Raw genomic sequence first — 15,431 nt, forward strand, 5'->3', positions numbered from 1 at the left:
CTCCGCACTGATACGCCTAAGGAACAAGCCATGACCACGTCGACGCCGACGCTCACGCTGACCGCCATCAACCACTTCATCAACGGTGCCGAGAGCGCCGGCGAGGGCACCCGCACCCAGCCCGTTTACAACCCGGCCACCGGCAAGGTCAGCGCTGAGTTGCGGCTGGCCAACCGGGCCGACCTGGACGCCACCGTCGCCGCTGCCCGCGCCGCCGCCGATTCCTGGGGCGACATCTCCCTAGCCCTTTGCCACGCTGCCGGAGACGGACTTCAGCCTCAATTTCGGCGGGAAAGGTTCGGGGCGCATTCCGACACATGGTGTTCTTCCCGGACCATGAGAGTCCGGGGAGTTTTCTGAGTTTGTGACGCCCTGGTTGTCGGCCGGCATCAGGTTATAGCGGCATGCGAGACGCCAAAATCCTGCGGGTTTCTACCAGGTCGGGTGCTAAGGAAGGGAACGAGCCGTCCTGGCTGACGCAATCCGCCATAGGGGCATGGGAGCATTTTGCAACGAAAGACGCTCCCCGAACACGACTATTGTCAACAATTTACAATAGTGCTAGATTTGAAGGCACAGACCCCTACCGCCACGAAGGAGTTGCAAGCCCAATGAACAAAGGTATGCCGGCGGAGCAAGCGTCGCCCCTGCTTTTCGTCTGCGAGGATGATTGCGAGTTCTGCACCGGCCCGGAAACGGACTAGTACTAAAGCGCGTTCATGGGCGTCTCCGCGTGGTTGCTGCTCAGGTCGCGGCGGACAGGGCGTCCGGGCATCCCATCAACGGTTCTCGAAACTCCAGCCTGTACAACGGGCTGCTGTCACGAATTTTGAAAAGGATTAGTGTAGTCATGCACCGTGCTTTCCCGTCTTTGGCAGGCGGGTCCCTCCGAAACTGGGCGGAGGCGGAAGGCCAGCGATGCGGTGGCCACCCACGTTCGGGAGGCTGAGAACACGACCTGCCGGAATTGGCACGGACGTGCTTAGAATCCGACGTAGACATGCTCCAGATGCTTGACCGTTGGAGAGGTGGCAAAATAGGGTCCCGCGAGCCCGCGCCAGCGGAGAAATGCCGCTGATTCACGGAAGCGGACGGTGTGGTCCTCGACTGTGGCCCAGCCGACGGTCATGGTGTACTCGTTCGGAGTTTCCACGGATCGGTCCAGGCGCAGGCTCAACGCGCCCTCCGCACGAAAGAGGGGTGTAGCTTTGACGACGGCCGCCTCGAAATCCACTTCCGAGCCGGATGTGATGAGAATAGTCGCCTGTTCAAGAATCATTCGAAATTGCCTGTCGCTGCGGTGGTTGTCTGGCACGCTTAGGGTCGATCATAGGGTGCGCGTCAGGATGGTCCAACGTTGATGGCGGGGGTCTATTGACTTAGTTCGGTACGGTGCTAGATTGCGGCTATCGGGCTACGCCCGTGGGGGATCGACGCCCCGAGTCTACGGTGCCAGCCGCCAATCCGGGGCCTTCCAGACGGAGGCACGACGCTATGAGTTCCGGCCCCGCACCGCACCTTGACAGGGGTTCCACTGATCCCGAATATGCTGCCAATCTTCGCCGGGCCACATTCGCGTCGAGCGTCGGCAGCGCCTTGGAATACTACGATTTCGCCCTTTACGGCCTCGCGTCTGCCCTCATCTTCAGCAAGGTGTTCTTTTCCAACCTTGATCCGGCCACCGGCACCGTGGCCAGCTTTGCCACGTTCGGCGTTGCCTTTGTGGCCCGGCCGCTGGGCGGTCTTTTCTTCGGCACTGTTGGCGACAGGCTTGGCCGTAAGTGGGTTCTGGTGGCAACCATCCTGCTCATGGGCGGTGCCTCCACGCTGGTCGGCGCCCTGCCGACGTATGAGCAGGTTGGTCTGTGGGCTCCCGCGTTATTGGTGCTTATGCGACTTCTGCAGGGGTTCGGCGCGGGAGCGGAGCAGGCCGGCGCGACAGTGCTGATGGCAGAATACGCGCCCGTCCGGCGTCGCGGCTTCTTCGCTGCCCTGCCGTTCATCGGCATCCAGGCCGGAACGCTGCTTGCAGCCGGCGTGTTCATCTACCTGGGTACCCTGCCAAGCGACGTACTGCTGTCGGGGGTATGGCGGATTCCCTTTTTGGCCTCGATTCTGCTGATCGCCATCGCCCTCTTCATCAGGCTCCGCCTGAGGGAGAGCCCCACCTTCATCGTGCTCGAAGAGCAGGAGCAGATTGCCCGGAGTCCGTTGCGGGAGGTTTTCAGCCGGTCCCTGCCAAACGTGTTCCGCGGCATCGGCCTCCGGATGGCAGAGAACGGCGGTTCCTACCTTTTCAACACGCTGGCCGTCAGCTTTGTTGTCACCACTGTTGGTGTCGGCGCCTGGATCGGTCCGCTTGCCGTAGCGGTCGGTTCGCTCGTCGGCATGATCTCGGTCCCATGGGCCGGTGCCATGTCGGACCGCTTCGGACGGATTCCTGTCTACCGCTTCGGGGCCGGTGTCCTGTTGGTGCTGGCCTACCCCGGCTGGTGGCTGCTCTCGCTGGGGAATCCCGTCGTCATTATCCTTGTCATCGCCGTTGCCATCGGGTTTGGGGTGAACACTATGCTGGGCTCCCAGTGCGCTCTGTTGCCAGAACTTTTTGGCAATCGGCACCGCTATATTGGTGTGGCCACGGCGCGTGAGTTCAGCGCGGTGCTCGCGGGTGGGCTCGCCCCGGTGGCGGGTGCCTGGTTGATCAGCATAAGCGGCGGAGCGTGGTGGCCGGTGGCCACGTACATGTTTGTGCTGTCCGTCATCACGTTCATCACCACGTTTTTTGTGCCCGAAACCCGCGGCCGCGACCTGACACTGATCGAGGACGCCTCACGGGACACAGAGGATCAGGTCAGCCTCCGGCCAACGGCGACCAGCCCCCGCAGGCGTGATTAGCCAATGGTGTTCGTCAGGGTTCCGATGCCGCCGAGGACGACGTCGACACGGTCACCGGGCTGCACTTCGACTGCTGTCCCGGGAGCGCCTGTCATAACGACATCGCCCGGTTCAAGGGTCAACCAGGACGTGACGTAGACGAGGCATTCGGTGACCGAAGACGGAAGATTAAAGGAACCTGACTTGGCCCGGACCACGCCGTTGACGCACACGTCGATTCCCACGAGGTCCGGGTCCGGGATCGCCGTTTCGATCCATGGACCCAGCGGCGTGTAGTTGCCGCCGGCTTTGCCTTGGAAATTCCGTTCGTCCACTGCACCCTGGTCCACGTTGGTGACGTCGTTGACGCAGGTATAGCCGAGGACGTGCTCCAGCGCGTTCCCGGCTGTCAGTTCCGTCGCGCTTTTTCCAATCACGACGGCGAGCTCGCCTTCGACGTTGACGGCACCGCGGCCGCGGGCCGCCGCTACCTGGTCCCCTGGGGCGGCCACGGTATGTACCGACTTGTGCCACGCCTGGATGGGCAGGGGATGGTTGTTGAGCGTGCGGTTGTGCGCAATGCCCAGCACGACGGCGGGCCGGACGGGAGCGAGGAAAACCGCCTCGGCGTCAGGTGTCGTGCCCCCGGTGTACGTGGGGGGACTGACGAACGGGTCAACGATGTGGTCCCAGTTGCCGTTGCGCTCCACGGCATGTTGTGGGCCTTCGGCAGTCTTGAGTCTTGCAATGCGCATGGCGCTCCTTGGGGTGGCGGCTGTAGTGGTGCTGCGGATGACGGGGGAGCCTGCGGGTCAGGCTTTCTCGTGGATGTAGCCGAAGGGGACGTCGTGGGTCAGCTCGAGTGTGAAGCGGCCGGGGGCGTGTTTGGTCACGAGGATCCCTCCGGCGCCGCCGGCGAGGGCCACGGCCTGGAGCTTCCGGACTCCTGAGTCCAGGGCATGATCCATGTCGCTGGCACGCCTGACAATAACCTGCAATTTCCTGAGTGGGTTCTGGGTCACTTTTTTCTCTTTCTTGTGTGCGGTGGCGGGCTAGCCGGCGTGCAGCAAAAGCCGGTCCTTGAAGACTGCCGAGTCCAGGACTTCGCGGTTGATCACGAATTTCGGCGGCCGCCCGTTAGCGACGTCCACGATGGCCCGTACACAACTGCCGCCGTTGCCGAGGGACATTTCGTCGGTCCAGGAGAGGCAGTGCGGCGAAAGGGTTACGTTGTCCAGGCCAAGGAGCGCATTGTTGACGGGCTCTTCTTCAAAGACGTCCAGCCCGGCACCGGCGATGCTTCCGCCGGCAAGCGCCGCAATGAGGTCAGGTTCATTGATAATGGGTCCGCGTGCCATGTTGATGACGACCGCCGTGGGCTTCATGCGCGCCAGGATGCCGGCGTTGACGATGTGCCTGGTCTGGTCCGTCAGGACTGCCATAACAATCAGCGCGTCACAGCAGGCCGCCACATCTTTGAGTTCCATGAGTTCCACGCCGAGTTCGGCGGCGCGTTCCGGCGGGCAAAAAGGATCGTAGCCCACACACCGGACGCCAAACGGGGCCAGCAGCCGGATCAGTTCGCCGCCGGTGTTTCCGACGCCGAGAAGGCCGACGGTCTTTCCCGTCAGGCCGGTGCCCATGAAGTTCTCACGCAGGTCCCACCGCTGGTCCCGGACCAGCCGGTCCTTCGTCACGGTGTGGTGCATGACTGACAGGAGCATCGACAGCGTGGCGGTGGCCACCGGGCCGCGGGCGCCGTCGGGGGTAATCGTGGCGACTGTGCCGGCCGCTGAACAGGCAGCGAGGTCGACGGCGTCGTACCCGACACCGAACCGGGCCAGGATCAGCGGAGGATTGGAAACCCCGGCGAAGGACTCCGCTGTAACGGCCGGAGCGGCGTAGAGGATGGCGTCGTACCTCTCCATCTGCGCCGGCGTGAGGGCCTGGGCTCTGTCCTGCATGTACTCCCACTCCAGGCCGGCCGCATCGAGCCCGGCCAGGCCGATATCGCCCCAGACGTTGCGCCCTGTGGCATCGAGAAAATCGGAAGAAATTCCTACTGTGAACGTCATTTAGAAGACCGCCAGGGGGTTTACGGGCGAACCTGTGCCGCGGGGAATGTTGAGGGGGGCGACGACGAACATGAACCGGTAACGGTCCTCTTCGGCGCAGGCGGTGCCGAGTGCTTCGAGATCGAGGTTGTCCAGCAGGGGCAGTCCCATCGCGGTGATCGCCAGAATGTGGATCGGGGAGTGGATGCCGGGGGTGGGGGAGGGGCGGACATCGGAGTCGCCGTCGCCGCCCAGGACGCTGATGCCGCGCTCGGCCAGCAGGGGCATGCAGTCAACGTGCAGCCCTGCACTCAGGTCGGAGGAGTCCCAGATACCGAGCTCGTGGGTCCGGCGGAAATGTCCGGTCCGGATCAGGACGGCGTCACCGGCGGTGATCTTCACACCCAGTTTCTCCTCTGCGGCCAGGATGTCTTCCGCGTGGATGGCAGTGCCGGGTTCCAGCCAGGGAACGTCGAACAGGACGGTGAAGTCCAGCAACACGCCAGGTGCCACCAGCGAGCCAAGGGAACTGACCGAACCAAAGTCCGCTCCAGTGGCCGTTACGACATCCTTGGAGGTTTGCCCGTCGTAGAGCAGGCCCTTATAAGCGATGTGGCTGAGGGCATCCAGGTGGCTCACGGCTTTTCCGTGGTAGTCGACACCGATGAAGTCCTTGTTGCAGGACGGCTCCGGCGCTTCGCGGACGCCGAGGTCTGTCATGTAGTGCAGGGCCGGGTTCGCGTTGGAGGGTCCGCTGACGGTGTTCCACGGCAAAGCCGTTGTCACCACCCGGCCGCTGCGGACCAGGGCGGCGGCTTCAACGACGGAGGCGGAGGCGACCGTTTGCCATGCGCCTGCCGACGGGTTGCTGTAGGTGCCCCAGGTCTTCACCTCCTCGAATACACGTTCAAAGTCCTCCTGGGTGACAGAGGGTCCGTTCCTGGTGGGGCTTCGGTAGGGTGAACCAGCCCTGATATCTTCCGCGCACACGGTGTACTCCTTGAAAAATGGGGGCCGTCCGGGAACACGGGCAGGACGCCTGAAAGAATGTCCCGGGGCCATAAAAAGGTGCCACCGGTTCCTGATGGGGACTGGGAGGGGGTGACTCCGCAATGATAAACCAATATACTGGCATAAAGTCAAGATTTTGGACAGCATCACCAATTATTCACGGATGGGGAAGTCAAACATGACGGCAGAGACAGCGACTGAAGTTGGCGCCAACGCGCAGGGTTCGGTTCCCGCGATTACCCGCGGGATGGCCATATTGGAACTGGTTGCGGCGGCGGGACAGGCGGGTGCGAGCGTTCCCGAACTGGCCAAGTCCATGAATCTGGCCAAGTCTTCCACCGCCAACATCTGCGCAGCGCTTGAAGGCGAAGGCATGCTGAGGCGCTCGGACGGCCGCCTTACCCTGGGCCGGAGGATCTTGTCCCTGGCGGGCGATTACCTCCGCTCGGCAGACCAGCTCGCAGAGTTTTATGCGTTGTGCCGCCGCTCCAGGCTCATCTCCCGCGAGGCGGCGCGGCTCGCCCTGCTGGATGGCACCGATGTGCTTTATCTGGCGCGATATGAGGGCACTAACCCCATCCGCCTAACTGCCAACATCGGTGACCGTTTCCCTGCCCACGTTACTGCGACCGGCAAGGCGGTGCTGGCCACCCTGCCAGAGGCGGTGGTGGAGGACCGGTACCGCGGCAAGACATTTGTGCCCTTCACGGCCAAGTCCCTGACGAGCCTGCCTGAGCTGATGGCTGAGCTGCACAGTTCCCGGCAGCGGGGCTATTTTATGGATGACGAGGAAACCAATATCGGTGTTGTCTGCTTTGCCGTGCCCGTAGTGAATCTTCCGGGTGAGCCTGCGCAGTTCGCCATCAGCGCCACCCTGCTCAAGGCCCGGGCTGATGAGCTGGACCATGGAGAAATCGTTTCCGAACTGCAGCAGATCGCGCGCGCTTTGGCTAACCCGTTGAGTGCACAGTCGCTCTGACGCCCTATTTTCAGCTCGCTCCAAGGTGCCACTTCAAATCGGCTCTTGACCAATATGTTGGTCTTAGTACAAGATATTGGTCAGAGGGTCATTGGTGACCCACCCAGAAATTTACGCAGCACTGGGGCTGCAAGGAGCGAACATGGGACTCACCTCTCCCGCGGTGCCGCTGATCCAGATCGAAAAATTATCAAAGCGCTTTGGCGTCAACGCGGCCTTACAGGACGTCGACCTGACGCTGGATGCCGGCAGCATCCACGCATTGCTCGGTCAGAACGGCGCGGGCAAATCCACCCTCATCAAAATCCTGTCAGGGCTGTACACCCTCACAAGCGGCAGTGTCACCGTCGGCGGACACCTGCTGGGAACACCGGAAGCTACCGAGAACATGGCCTTCATTCACCAGGACCTGGGCCTGGTGGACTCGATGACCATCGCCGAGAACATTGCGCTGGGTACCGGCTTTGGCCGCTCGGGTGGCTTCATTTCCTGGCGCCAGGTCCGCGACGACGCCGCGGAGGCACTCCAGACCGTGGCCTCGCACCTCGAACCCGACCGGTACGTTTCAGAACTGACACGGGCGGACAAATCCCTGGTCGCCATCGCCAGGGCGCTGGCTTCGAACGCCTCTGTGATCGTCCTGGATGAACCCACTGCCAGCCTTCCCGCAGCAGATTCCCGCAAGCTTTTTGACGTGCTGGAGAAATTGCGAAGCAACGGGCACGGGCTGCTGTACGTGAGCCACCGGCTCGACGAAGTTTTCGCCATCTCGGACACCGTCACAGTGCTGCGGGACGGCCGGCTCATCCACAGCGGTCCCATCGCCGGGAAATCCCCGCGCGAGCTCGTGGTGGATATCGTCGGCCACAAACCAGTCAGCTATACCTCGGGCAACGGCATCCAGCCGGAGGCGGAACGTTTGGTCGTCGAAGAACTCAGCACCCCGCAGACAAAGGCCATTTCCTTTTCGGTCCGTGCAGGCGAGGTTGTGGGCATGGTGGGGCTGACCGGTGCCGGGCACATGGAGCTGGGGCGCGCCCTGGCCGGAGCGCACAGGATAACGTCCGGCAGCGCCCGGCTCGACTCGACCGACTACCACCCGCGGACACCGGCAGAAGCCGTGGACGCAGGCGTCGGTTTCGTCACCAGCAACAGGATGGAAGAGGGCTGCGCTCCGGAGCTGTCGCTGCGGGAGAACTTCCTGCCCAATCCGGGGATCCGTTCCAAGAACCCGTTCGCGTGGACCCGCCCCCGCAAGGAACGGGAATTGGCAGGCCAGCTCGTCGAGCGGTACGGCGTCAGGCCGGCATTGACCGAAGTAGCAATCGCCACGCTGTCCGGCGGCAATCAGCAGAAAATCATGATCGGCAGGTGGCTCAGTACACGGAGGAAACTCATCATCCTCGAGGAACCCACCGCCGGCGTGGACGTCGGCGCCAAAGCCGACATCTACACCCTCCTGGAAGAGTCCCTCGCGGCCGGACTCGCAGTCCTGATGATCTCAACCGACTTCGAAGAAGTCGCCAACGTCTGCCACCGTGCACTCGTTTTTGTCCAGGGAACCGTCACCGCGGAGCTATCCGGCGCTGACCTGACCATTTCAAACCTCACTGCGGCGGCCTCCGGTGCTGCTCTCACTTCGGAGTAATCCTCACATGACCCAGCTAAAGACCAGCCGCCAACGCGGCGGCGCGGCCCACCTCCTCGGGCCCTACGGCCTCGTCCTGATCCTGGTGGTACTGTTCGCAGTATTCGCCCTGATCCTCCCGCAGACCTTCCTCTCAGGCCGCAACTTCAACGCCATCCTCAGCAACCAGGCCATCCCTGCACTGCTGGCGCTGGGAGCCATGATCCCCATCGCCACCGGAAAATTCGATCTCTCCATCGGGTATGGCCTTGGGCTCTCGCACGTGATCGTCCTCAAGCTGATCGTGGACGGCAACATGCCTTGGGGCATAGCCGCCCTGGTGGCCATCGGGGTGATGGCACTGGTGGGAGTGGTCAACGGCCTCCTGGTCGAATTCGGGCAGATCGACTCCTTCGTTGCCACCCTGGGAACGGGAACCGTGTTGTACGCCATCACCGGAGCCATCACCAACGGTGCGCGCGTCGTGCCGGGGGACGGCGGCCTGCCCGTCTCCTTCAAGGACCTCTACGACTCCAAGATCGCCGGAGTTCCGATTGTCGCGGTGTACCTGCTGATCGTCGCGGTGATTCTGTGGATCCTGTTTGAACGGCTTCCGCTGGGACGCTACTTCTACGTACTTGGCTCCAACCCGCGGGCAGCGGCCCTGATGGGGATTCCGACTAAAAGGTACTCCATCTACGCCTTCGCCTTCTCCGCCGTGGTCACCGGTGTGGCCGGGGTGCTTCTCGCCTCCCAGCAGCAGATCGGAAACCCCAGCGTCGGCATGGACTACCTGCTGCCAGCCTTTGTGGGAGCACTGCTGGGAGCTACAGCCATCAAGCCCGGACGCGCCAACGTGATCGGGACCCTGGTAGCGGTCATCACGCTGGCCATCGGCTTGGCCGGCATCTCCCAGCTGGGCGCCCAGTTCTGGGTCACCCCGCTCTTCAACGGCGTCACCCTGCTAATCGCCGTCGGCCTGGCAGGATACTCCGCCCGCCGCAAACTCCGGGCCGGGGCGGTGGCCGCCCCGCCGCCCACACTGCCCAAAGCGGACGACGCCGGGCCCTCGGCTCCCGCGGGACCTGCCACTACCGCTGCGCTTCCGCCGGCCCCTGCCATCACCGCCCTCTAGCCTGACCGGCACCACTGACCCATCACACCCAAGAACTGAACAGGCACCACCTCAGGCACTTCCCCCTTGACTGAAAGGCTTCACCATGAACCACTCCGCTCCCCGGCTGCTGCTCGCCGCCGGCGCCATCATGGCCCTTGGGCTCACAGCCTGCACCAGCGGCTCTTCCGAATCAGCTTCCGCCGGCGCGACGGCTGCAGGGGACAGCGGCTGTGCCGACGTCGTCGCCACCGCTCAAAAGGCCGTAGACGCGGCGTCCAAATCGGACACACCGTGGGACGGCCCCACGACGGGCCCTACGGCTGCATCCGGAAAGACGCTGGTCTACGTGGCCCAGTCCATGACCAACCCCGGCGTGGCCGGGGTGGCAAAGGGCCTGCAGGAAGCGGCCGCAGCCATCGGCTGGAACGTCAAGGTCATCGACGGCCTCGGAACCCCGGCGGGGATCCAAAGCGCCTTCAGCCAGGCCCTGACCATCAAGCCGGACGGCATCGTTATCGGCGGTTTTGATCCCAAGACCACGGCAGCCCAGGTCGCGGAGGCGAACGCTGCCAAGATCCCGCTGGCCGCCTGGCAGGCCCTTTCAACGCCGGGCCCCAGCACCGACCCGCTGCTGTTCACCAACATCACCACGAAGGTTGAAGACGTCGCCAAAATCAGCGCCGATTACGTCATCGCGAAATCGAACGGCAACGCCGGCGTCGTGATCTTCACGGACTCCTCCATCCCGTTCGCCGAAGGCAAATCACAGATGATCAGGAAGGAACTGGAAACCTGTTCCGGGATCAAGGTCCTGGAATATGACAATGTCCCGCTCTCGGACGTCAGTGCCCGGATGCCGCAGGAAGTATCCTCGCTGCTGAGCAAGCACAACGAAGCCTGGACGTACTCGGTGGCCATCAATGACGTTTACTACGAAAACGCTGCCGCCGCCTTGCGGGCAGGCGGCGTGAAGGCAGGCGGCGCACCCTTCAACGTGGGGGCCGGCGACGGTGACTCCTCAGCACTTCAGCGCATCAAGGCCGATGACTACCAGGCCGCAACCGTCCCGTCACCGCTGAAGTCCGAGGGCTGGCAAATCGTGGACGAGCTCAACCGCGCCTTCAGCGGCCAGCCCGCCAGCGGCTACGTGCCTCAGATCCACGTGTCCACCAAAGAAAACACCACTGCCACGGATGCCTGGGATCCAGCAGGCTACCAGGACGCTTACCGCGCAATCTGGGGTAAGTAAACCGGGGCACTTTCGGGAAATTATCCCTTCGCTAATGTAAATACGGGCTCCGGCCCGGGAACCAAGGTTGGAAATTGAACAACAACATCACCCCGCAGGCCACCGGCCCGGCGAATGGCACCACCGTTCCACGCAGTGCCGGCTTCGTCGGACTGGGGCTCATGGGTGCCCCCATGGCCGCCAATCTGCTCAAGGCGGGGTGGTCGGTCACAGCATGGAACCGTTCCACTGCTGCCGTGGATGCCTTCGTTCGCCTCGGGGGAGCGCGCGTCAAGAACGTCGCAGCCCTCCGGGACGAGCCGGTGATCATCTTTATGCTCCCTGACCTGTCATTCATCGAGGAGGCCTCCGCCGGCCTCCTCGCTGAATGGCGGTTGGCGCCGCCACGGCCAGGAACGCTTGTGGTGGTCATGAGCAGCGTTTCGCCGGTAGGTGTCAAGGCTTTCGGCCTTGCCGTCGCCGAAGCCAGCGGCGGGAACGCCACCGTGTTGGACGCTCCGGTCAGCGGAGGCACAGCCGGGGCGGTTGACGGCACGCTGGCGATCATGGCCGGCGGTCCGGCTGAGCATTTTGAGCGGCTCCGGCCGGTCCTCGAGGCGATGGGCACCATGGTCAGGCGGCTGGGCGAACTCGGTTCCGGGTCCCTGGCCAAAGCGTGCAACCAACTGATCGTCGGAACCACGACGGCGGCGCTTGCCGAGGCCGCCGAACTCGCCGAACGCTCCGGCATGGAGGTCGAATCCCTCTTTGAAGTGCTTTCCGGCGGCCTTGCGGCGAGCAGGGTGCTCGAATTCGTCGGACCTCGCCTGGCCGCCAAGGACTATGCGCCCACCGGGCCGGCGAAGTTCATGCACAAAGATCTTTCCTTTGTGCTGGCAAGCGCCGCCGCTGCGGGTGCCACCGTGCCGATGGCGACGGCCGCCGTTGCACTTTACGGTGAACTCAAGGACCAGGGACTGGGCGATCTGGACCTGGCGGTGGTGCGGCAAACCATCGCCAACCTTAGCGCTGCCGGAGCTGACACCGCAGCAGTACCCGGTACAGCAGCCCGCACGACAGCCACTGCCCAGGAGACAACACCATGAGCTCACTCTTTGACCTGACCGGGAAGGTTGCCCTGGTGACCGGCTCCAGCAGGGGGATCGGTAACGCTTTGGCGCGGGCGTTGGCCGACGCCGGTGCGACGGTGGTGCTGAACGGCATTAATGCCGGGCGGCTCAAGGACGCGGCGGCGGCGATGGCTGCGGAGTATGCGCCGGGCCGGGTGCACAGTATCGCCTTTGATGTCACCTCCGATGCTGAGGCGGCGCGGGGTGTTGGGTGGGTGGAGGAGCATGTGGGGCCGTTGGAGATCCTGGTGAACAATGCCGGGATCCAGCACCGGGTGCCGATGCTTGACCTGGACGTGAAGGATTGGGAGCGGGTGATTTCCACGGACCTGACGAGCGCGTTTCTGGTGGGGCGGGAGGCTGCCCGGCACATGATCCGCCGGGGCCACGGGAAGATCATCAACATCTGTTCGGTCCAGACCGATCTGGCCCGTCCGACGATCGCCCCGTATGTTGCGGCGAAGGGCGGGCTGCGGAACCTGACCCGTGCCATGACCGCCGAGTGGGCGGGTTCGGGGTTGCAGATCAACGGGATCGCGCCGGGTTACATCCACACCGAGATGACGCAGAACCTGGTGGATGATGAGCAGTTCAATGCGTGGATCCTGGGGCGGACGCCGGCGCACCGGTGGGGCACGGTGCAGGACCTGGCCGGGCCTGCGGTGTGGCTGGCCTCGGCCGGCTCGGATTTTGTGAGCGGGCAGACGATCTTTATCGACGGCGGAATGACGGTGGTGGTCTGATGCCCGCGAACATAACACTCCCCGAGTCGGGGCTGGCCGTAGTGGCCCACGCCGCCGGTGGCCTCCGCATTGAGGACATTCCCTTGGTGCCGCCGCATCCCGACCAGGCTGTTGTCGAAATAGCCTATGGCGGGATCTGCGGCTCAGATTTGCACTATTGGCTGCACGGTGCGGCCGGAGAGTCGGTGCTGAAAGCGCCCATGGTGCTCGGACACGAAATCGTGGGCGTGGTGGTCCGCGCCGCGGCAGACGGAACGGGCCCGGCAGAGGGCTCCGCCGTTGCCGTGCATCCAGCAACCCCCGGCCCCGGCCCAGGCCCCGGGGTCGTCAAATACCCCGAAGACCGGCCCAACCTTTCACCGGGCTGCACGTACCTGGGCAGTGCGGCCCGCTACCCGCACACGGACGGCGCGTTCAGCCGGTATGCCAACCTTCCAACCCGGATGCTGCGGGTATTGCCGGATGGCCTGGACCTGCGCACGACGGCCCTGATCGAGCCCGCCAGCGTGGCCTGGCACGCAGTCTCAAGGGCCGGTGACGTTCGGGGGAAGACTGCCCTCGTGATCGGCAGCGGCCCCATCGGCGCCCTGACCGTTGCGGTGCTCAAACGCGCCGGCGCGGCCCGGATCACCGCCGTCGACATGCATCCCAGGCCGCTGGAGATCGCACAGGCCGTCGGAGCGGACGAGGTCCTGATGGCCACTGATGTGGAGGCGATCGCGGCCGTTCAGGCCGACGTCGTGATTGAATCCTCCGGCAGCCACCACGGCCTGGCCTCCGCGATCCAGGGCGCCGCCCGCGGCGGGAAGGTCGTGATGGTCGGCCTCCTGCCGTCAGGGCCGCAGCCGGTCCTGATCTCCCTGGCCATCACCCGGGAACTGGACCTCAAAGGCTCGTTCCGGTTCAATGACGAGATCGACGACGTCATCACAGCGCTGGCTGACGGCTCCCTTTTTGTTGACCCCGTCGTTACCCATGTCTTCCCCCTGGAACGCGGGCTTGAGGCGTTCGAAACAGCCAAGGACTCGGCCGGGTCCGGCAAGGTCCTGCTGAGCTTCGCTCCGGTGGCGCTGGGAACTGTGCCGCTCCCTACAGGTGATTGGAGTGCCCTGTGAACGTGGCGATCCGCCCCATGGTGGTCATGGGTGTGTCGGGAAGCGGAAAGAGCGTCCTGGGTGCAGCGCTCGGAGAGAGCCTCGGCATTGCCTTCATCGATGCCGATGACCTTCATCCGACGTCGAACAAGGCGCTGATGGCAGCGGGTATTCCGCTGACTGATGCGGACAGAATCCCGTGGCTGGGGGTGGTTGGGTCAACCATTGCCGGCGGCGTCCGCGACGGAGAGCCGAGTGTTGTTGCCTGCTCGGCGCTCAAACGCTCCTACCGCGATCTGTTGCGGAGCCACGTGCCTGACCTGGTCCTGGTTTACATTGACGGTGAGGCGGACACCATCGCGCACCGGCTCGAAACGCGGGAGCACGAGTTTATGCCCGCAACGCTTCTGGCCTCCCAGCTTGCGACGCTGGAACCACCGGCGGCGGACGAGGCGCATATCCGGGTTCCGGCGGAGCTGACGGTGGCGGAAGCCGTGGGCCTTGTCCGAAGCGCGCTCCAGGCGCCCGCTCCCGCCCGGCAGCCTTGACCTCGCCGGGCTGAGCGCCGTGGGCCGGGCGGAAGAGGACCTGCACGACGAGCTTTTGGGACGCGTAGCCCGCCGCTACTTCGTCGACGGCATGCTGCAAAACGATATCGCCGCAGCTGAGCACCTTTCACGCCCCAGTGTGTCGCGCCTCCTGACGGAGGCGCGCGCACGGGGCGTTGTCCAGTTCAGGATCGGGCCGCCAGTGGACCGTGTCCGGGAACTGGAGACGCAACTACGGCGGCAGACCGGCCTGCGCCGCTGTGTCGTGGCCACCAGCAAGCCCCGTGCCCTGTATGGAACCTCGAGCAGGCTGGGGTACGTGGCGGCGCGGTATTTGGAGTCGCAGCTCGCGGCGACCCGGCTTCTGGGCGTCGCGTCGAGCCGGTCGTTGTCGTCGGTGGTGGATTCCCTTGCCGCTGCCCACCGGCCTGACCTGACGGTGGTTGATCTTCTGGGGTGCCCGCAGGGCAGCCGCCCCGGCCTCGCCGTGAAAGCCGGGGAGGGCGGCCGGTTGGTGGATGGGAGCGGACCCAACACCGCCCAGCTGATTGCGACGCGCTTGGGGGCGGCCTTCCGGGCACTGCCCGCGCCCTTCGTGTACCGGTCCGCCACAGCCCTCGATGCTGCCCTGGATTCGGAACCGGTCCGGGAAGCGCTGGCGCTTGGGACGCGTTGCGAGGTTGCCCTGGTTGGCATTGGATCCATGCAGCGTTTCGATGGCACCGGCGTCTACAGTCCTGTCCCTGTCCCGGAACTCGCCCGGCTTGAGCTGCAGGGTGCTGTGGGCCATTTGTGCGGACGCTTTCTCCGGATGGACGGTTCGCCGGTTGAACCCGGCATCGCGCCGTTGGTGCTGGGAATTGGGGCCGACGAACTGCCGAGCGTCCCCCAACGAATCGCCGTAGCCGCCGGCGCCCACAAGGTGGTCCCTATTGCCGCTGCCATCAGCGGTGGCATGGTCTCGGAACTGGTCACGGACCACACCACCGCCGCTGCGTTGCTATCCCTGCTCCTGCGCGGTTAGGG

15 protein-coding genes and 1 pseudogene are annotated in these 15,431 nt (G+C 64.3%); 11 read left to right on the top strand and 5 right to left on the bottom strand.

Annotated elements, in window-relative coordinates; genetic code table 11:
* Positions 1-30: 30 nt before the first annotated feature.
* A pseudogene (locus EYS21_RS18530) lies at positions 31-246 on the top strand (aldehyde dehydrogenase family protein); the annotation flags it as partial.
* Positions 247-982: 736 nt separating this feature from the next.
* Here the strand turns inward: EYS21_RS18530 and EYS21_RS18535 are convergent.
* On the bottom strand, positions 983-1,279 hold the full coding sequence (locus EYS21_RS18535; protein ID WP_131134719.1) for an antibiotic biosynthesis monooxygenase: 297 nt from the start codon (positions 1,277-1,279) through the stop codon (positions 983-985).
* Between the two features lie 215 nt (positions 1,280-1,494).
* On the opposite strand from EYS21_RS18535, the gene EYS21_RS18540 reads away from it, so the two are divergent.
* The gene (locus tag EYS21_RS18540) at positions 1,495-2,895 is read left to right on the top strand and encodes an MFS transporter (protein ID WP_131134720.1); all 1,401 of its coding nucleotides are present in this window, start codon (positions 1,495-1,497) and stop codon (positions 2,893-2,895) included.
* Here EYS21_RS18540 and EYS21_RS18545 read toward each other — a convergent pair.
* Genes EYS21_RS18545 through EYS21_RS18560 form a run of 4 tightly spaced genes read right to left on the bottom strand, consistent with a single transcriptional unit; the run spans position 2,892 to position 5,918 of the window.
* Positions 2,892-3,629, bottom strand: a complete 738-nt coding sequence (locus tag EYS21_RS18545; RefSeq protein ID WP_131134721.1) for a fumarylacetoacetate hydrolase family protein — start codon at positions 3,627-3,629, stop codon at positions 2,892-2,894. The two genes, EYS21_RS18540 and EYS21_RS18545, sit on opposite strands and share 4 nt — an antisense overlap.
* 57 nt (positions 3,630-3,686) lie before the next feature.
* Positions 3,687-3,896, bottom strand: coding sequence for a hypothetical protein (locus EYS21_RS18550; protein WP_131134722.1), 210 nt, complete (start codon positions 3,894-3,896; stop codon positions 3,687-3,689).
* 30 nt (positions 3,897-3,926) lie between these two features.
* A complete protein-coding gene (locus EYS21_RS18555; protein WP_131134723.1) occupies positions 3,927-4,949 on the bottom strand; it encodes an NAD(P)-dependent oxidoreductase in 1,023 nt (340 codons plus the stop codon).
* Entirely contained in the window at positions 4,950-5,918 is a 969-nt protein-coding gene (locus EYS21_RS18560) for a cyclase family protein (protein ID WP_242633497.1), read from the bottom strand.
* Between the two features lie 199 nt (positions 5,919-6,117).
* Here EYS21_RS18560 and EYS21_RS18565 point away from each other — a divergent pair, with 199 nt between their 5' ends.
* The 9 genes from EYS21_RS18565 (at position 6,118) to EYS21_RS18605 (ending at position 15,429) form a co-directional block, all read left to right on the top strand.
* On the top strand, positions 6,118-6,918 hold the full coding sequence (locus EYS21_RS18565) for an IclR family transcriptional regulator (RefSeq protein ID WP_207307818.1): 801 nt from the start codon (positions 6,118-6,120) through the stop codon (positions 6,916-6,918).
* Positions 6,919-7,060: 142 nt separating this feature from the next.
* Positions 7,061-8,566, top strand: coding sequence for a sugar ABC transporter ATP-binding protein (locus EYS21_RS18570; protein WP_131134725.1), 1,506 nt, complete (start codon positions 7,061-7,063; stop codon positions 8,564-8,566).
* Between the two features lie 7 nt (positions 8,567-8,573).
* Positions 8,574-9,680 (top strand): ABC transporter permease, encoded by a 1,107-nt coding sequence (locus tag EYS21_RS18575; protein ID WP_131134726.1) that lies wholly within the window; start codon positions 8,574-8,576, stop codon positions 9,678-9,680.
* An 85-nt stretch (positions 9,681-9,765) separates the two neighbouring features.
* The gene (locus EYS21_RS18580) at positions 9,766-10,911 is read left to right on the top strand and encodes a substrate-binding domain-containing protein (RefSeq protein WP_207307819.1); all 1,146 of its coding nucleotides are present in this window, start codon (positions 9,766-9,768) and stop codon (positions 10,909-10,911) included.
* Between the two features lie 86 nt (positions 10,912-10,997).
* Positions 10,998-11,996 (top strand): NAD(P)-dependent oxidoreductase, encoded by a 999-nt coding sequence (locus EYS21_RS18585; protein WP_278184756.1) that lies wholly within the window; start codon positions 10,998-11,000, stop codon positions 11,994-11,996.
* On the top strand, positions 11,993-12,763 hold the full coding sequence (locus tag EYS21_RS18590; protein WP_131134727.1) for an SDR family oxidoreductase: 771 nt from the start codon (positions 11,993-11,995) through the stop codon (positions 12,761-12,763). Before EYS21_RS18585 ends, EYS21_RS18590 begins: the two co-directional genes overlap by 4 nt.
* The gene (locus EYS21_RS18595; protein WP_131134728.1) at positions 12,763-13,878 is read left to right on the top strand and encodes an L-idonate 5-dehydrogenase; all 1,116 of its coding nucleotides are present in this window, start codon (positions 12,763-12,765) and stop codon (positions 13,876-13,878) included. The genes EYS21_RS18590 and EYS21_RS18595 overlap by 1 nt, the downstream gene beginning before the upstream one ends.
* Positions 13,875-14,405 (top strand): gluconokinase, encoded by a 531-nt coding sequence (locus EYS21_RS18600; protein WP_242633498.1) that lies wholly within the window; start codon positions 13,875-13,877, stop codon positions 14,403-14,405. Before EYS21_RS18595 ends, EYS21_RS18600 begins: the two co-directional genes overlap by 4 nt.
* Entirely contained in the window at positions 14,359-15,429 is a 1,071-nt protein-coding gene (locus tag EYS21_RS18605; protein WP_131134729.1) for a sugar-binding domain-containing protein, read from the top strand. Before EYS21_RS18600 ends, EYS21_RS18605 begins: the two co-directional genes overlap by 47 nt.
* Positions 15,430-15,431: the final 2 nt, after the last annotated feature.

It is taken from the genome of Arthrobacter sp. S39, assembly GCF_004320525.1.
Taxonomy (GTDB): Bacteria; Actinomycetota; Actinomycetes; order Actinomycetales; family Micrococcaceae; genus Arthrobacter.

What these genes read in the sequence shown, in the direction of transcription:
- EYS21_RS18535 (WP_131134719.1), bottom strand. Translation starts at nt 1,279, where the DNA reads ATGATTCTTGAACAGGCGACTATTCTCATCACATCCGGCTCGGAAGTG.
- EYS21_RS18540 (WP_131134720.1), top strand. Translation starts at nt 1,495, where the DNA reads ATGAGTTCCGGCCCCGCACCGCACCTTGACAGGGGTTCCACTGATCCC.
- EYS21_RS18545 (WP_131134721.1), bottom strand. Translation starts at nt 3,629, where the DNA reads ATGCGCATTGCAAGACTCAAGACTGCCGAAGGCCCACAACATGCCGTG.
- EYS21_RS18555 (WP_131134723.1), bottom strand. Translation starts at nt 4,949, where the DNA reads ATGACGTTCACAGTAGGAATTTCTTCCGATTTTCTCGATGCCACAGGG.
- EYS21_RS18565 (WP_207307818.1), top strand. Translation starts at nt 6,118, where the DNA reads ATGACGGCAGAGACAGCGACTGAAGTTGGCGCCAACGCGCAGGGTTCG.
- EYS21_RS18570 (WP_131134725.1), top strand. Translation starts at nt 7,061, where the DNA reads ATGGGACTCACCTCTCCCGCGGTGCCGCTGATCCAGATCGAAAAATTA.
- EYS21_RS18575 (WP_131134726.1), top strand. Translation starts at nt 8,574, where the DNA reads ATGACCCAGCTAAAGACCAGCCGCCAACGCGGCGGCGCGGCCCACCTC.
- EYS21_RS18580 (WP_207307819.1), top strand. Translation starts at nt 9,766, where the DNA reads ATGAACCACTCCGCTCCCCGGCTGCTGCTCGCCGCCGGCGCCATCATG.
- EYS21_RS18590 (WP_131134727.1), top strand. Translation starts at nt 11,993, where the DNA reads ATGAGCTCACTCTTTGACCTGACCGGGAAGGTTGCCCTGGTGACCGGC.
- EYS21_RS18595 (WP_131134728.1), top strand. Translation starts at nt 12,763, where the DNA reads ATGCCCGCGAACATAACACTCCCCGAGTCGGGGCTGGCCGTAGTGGCC.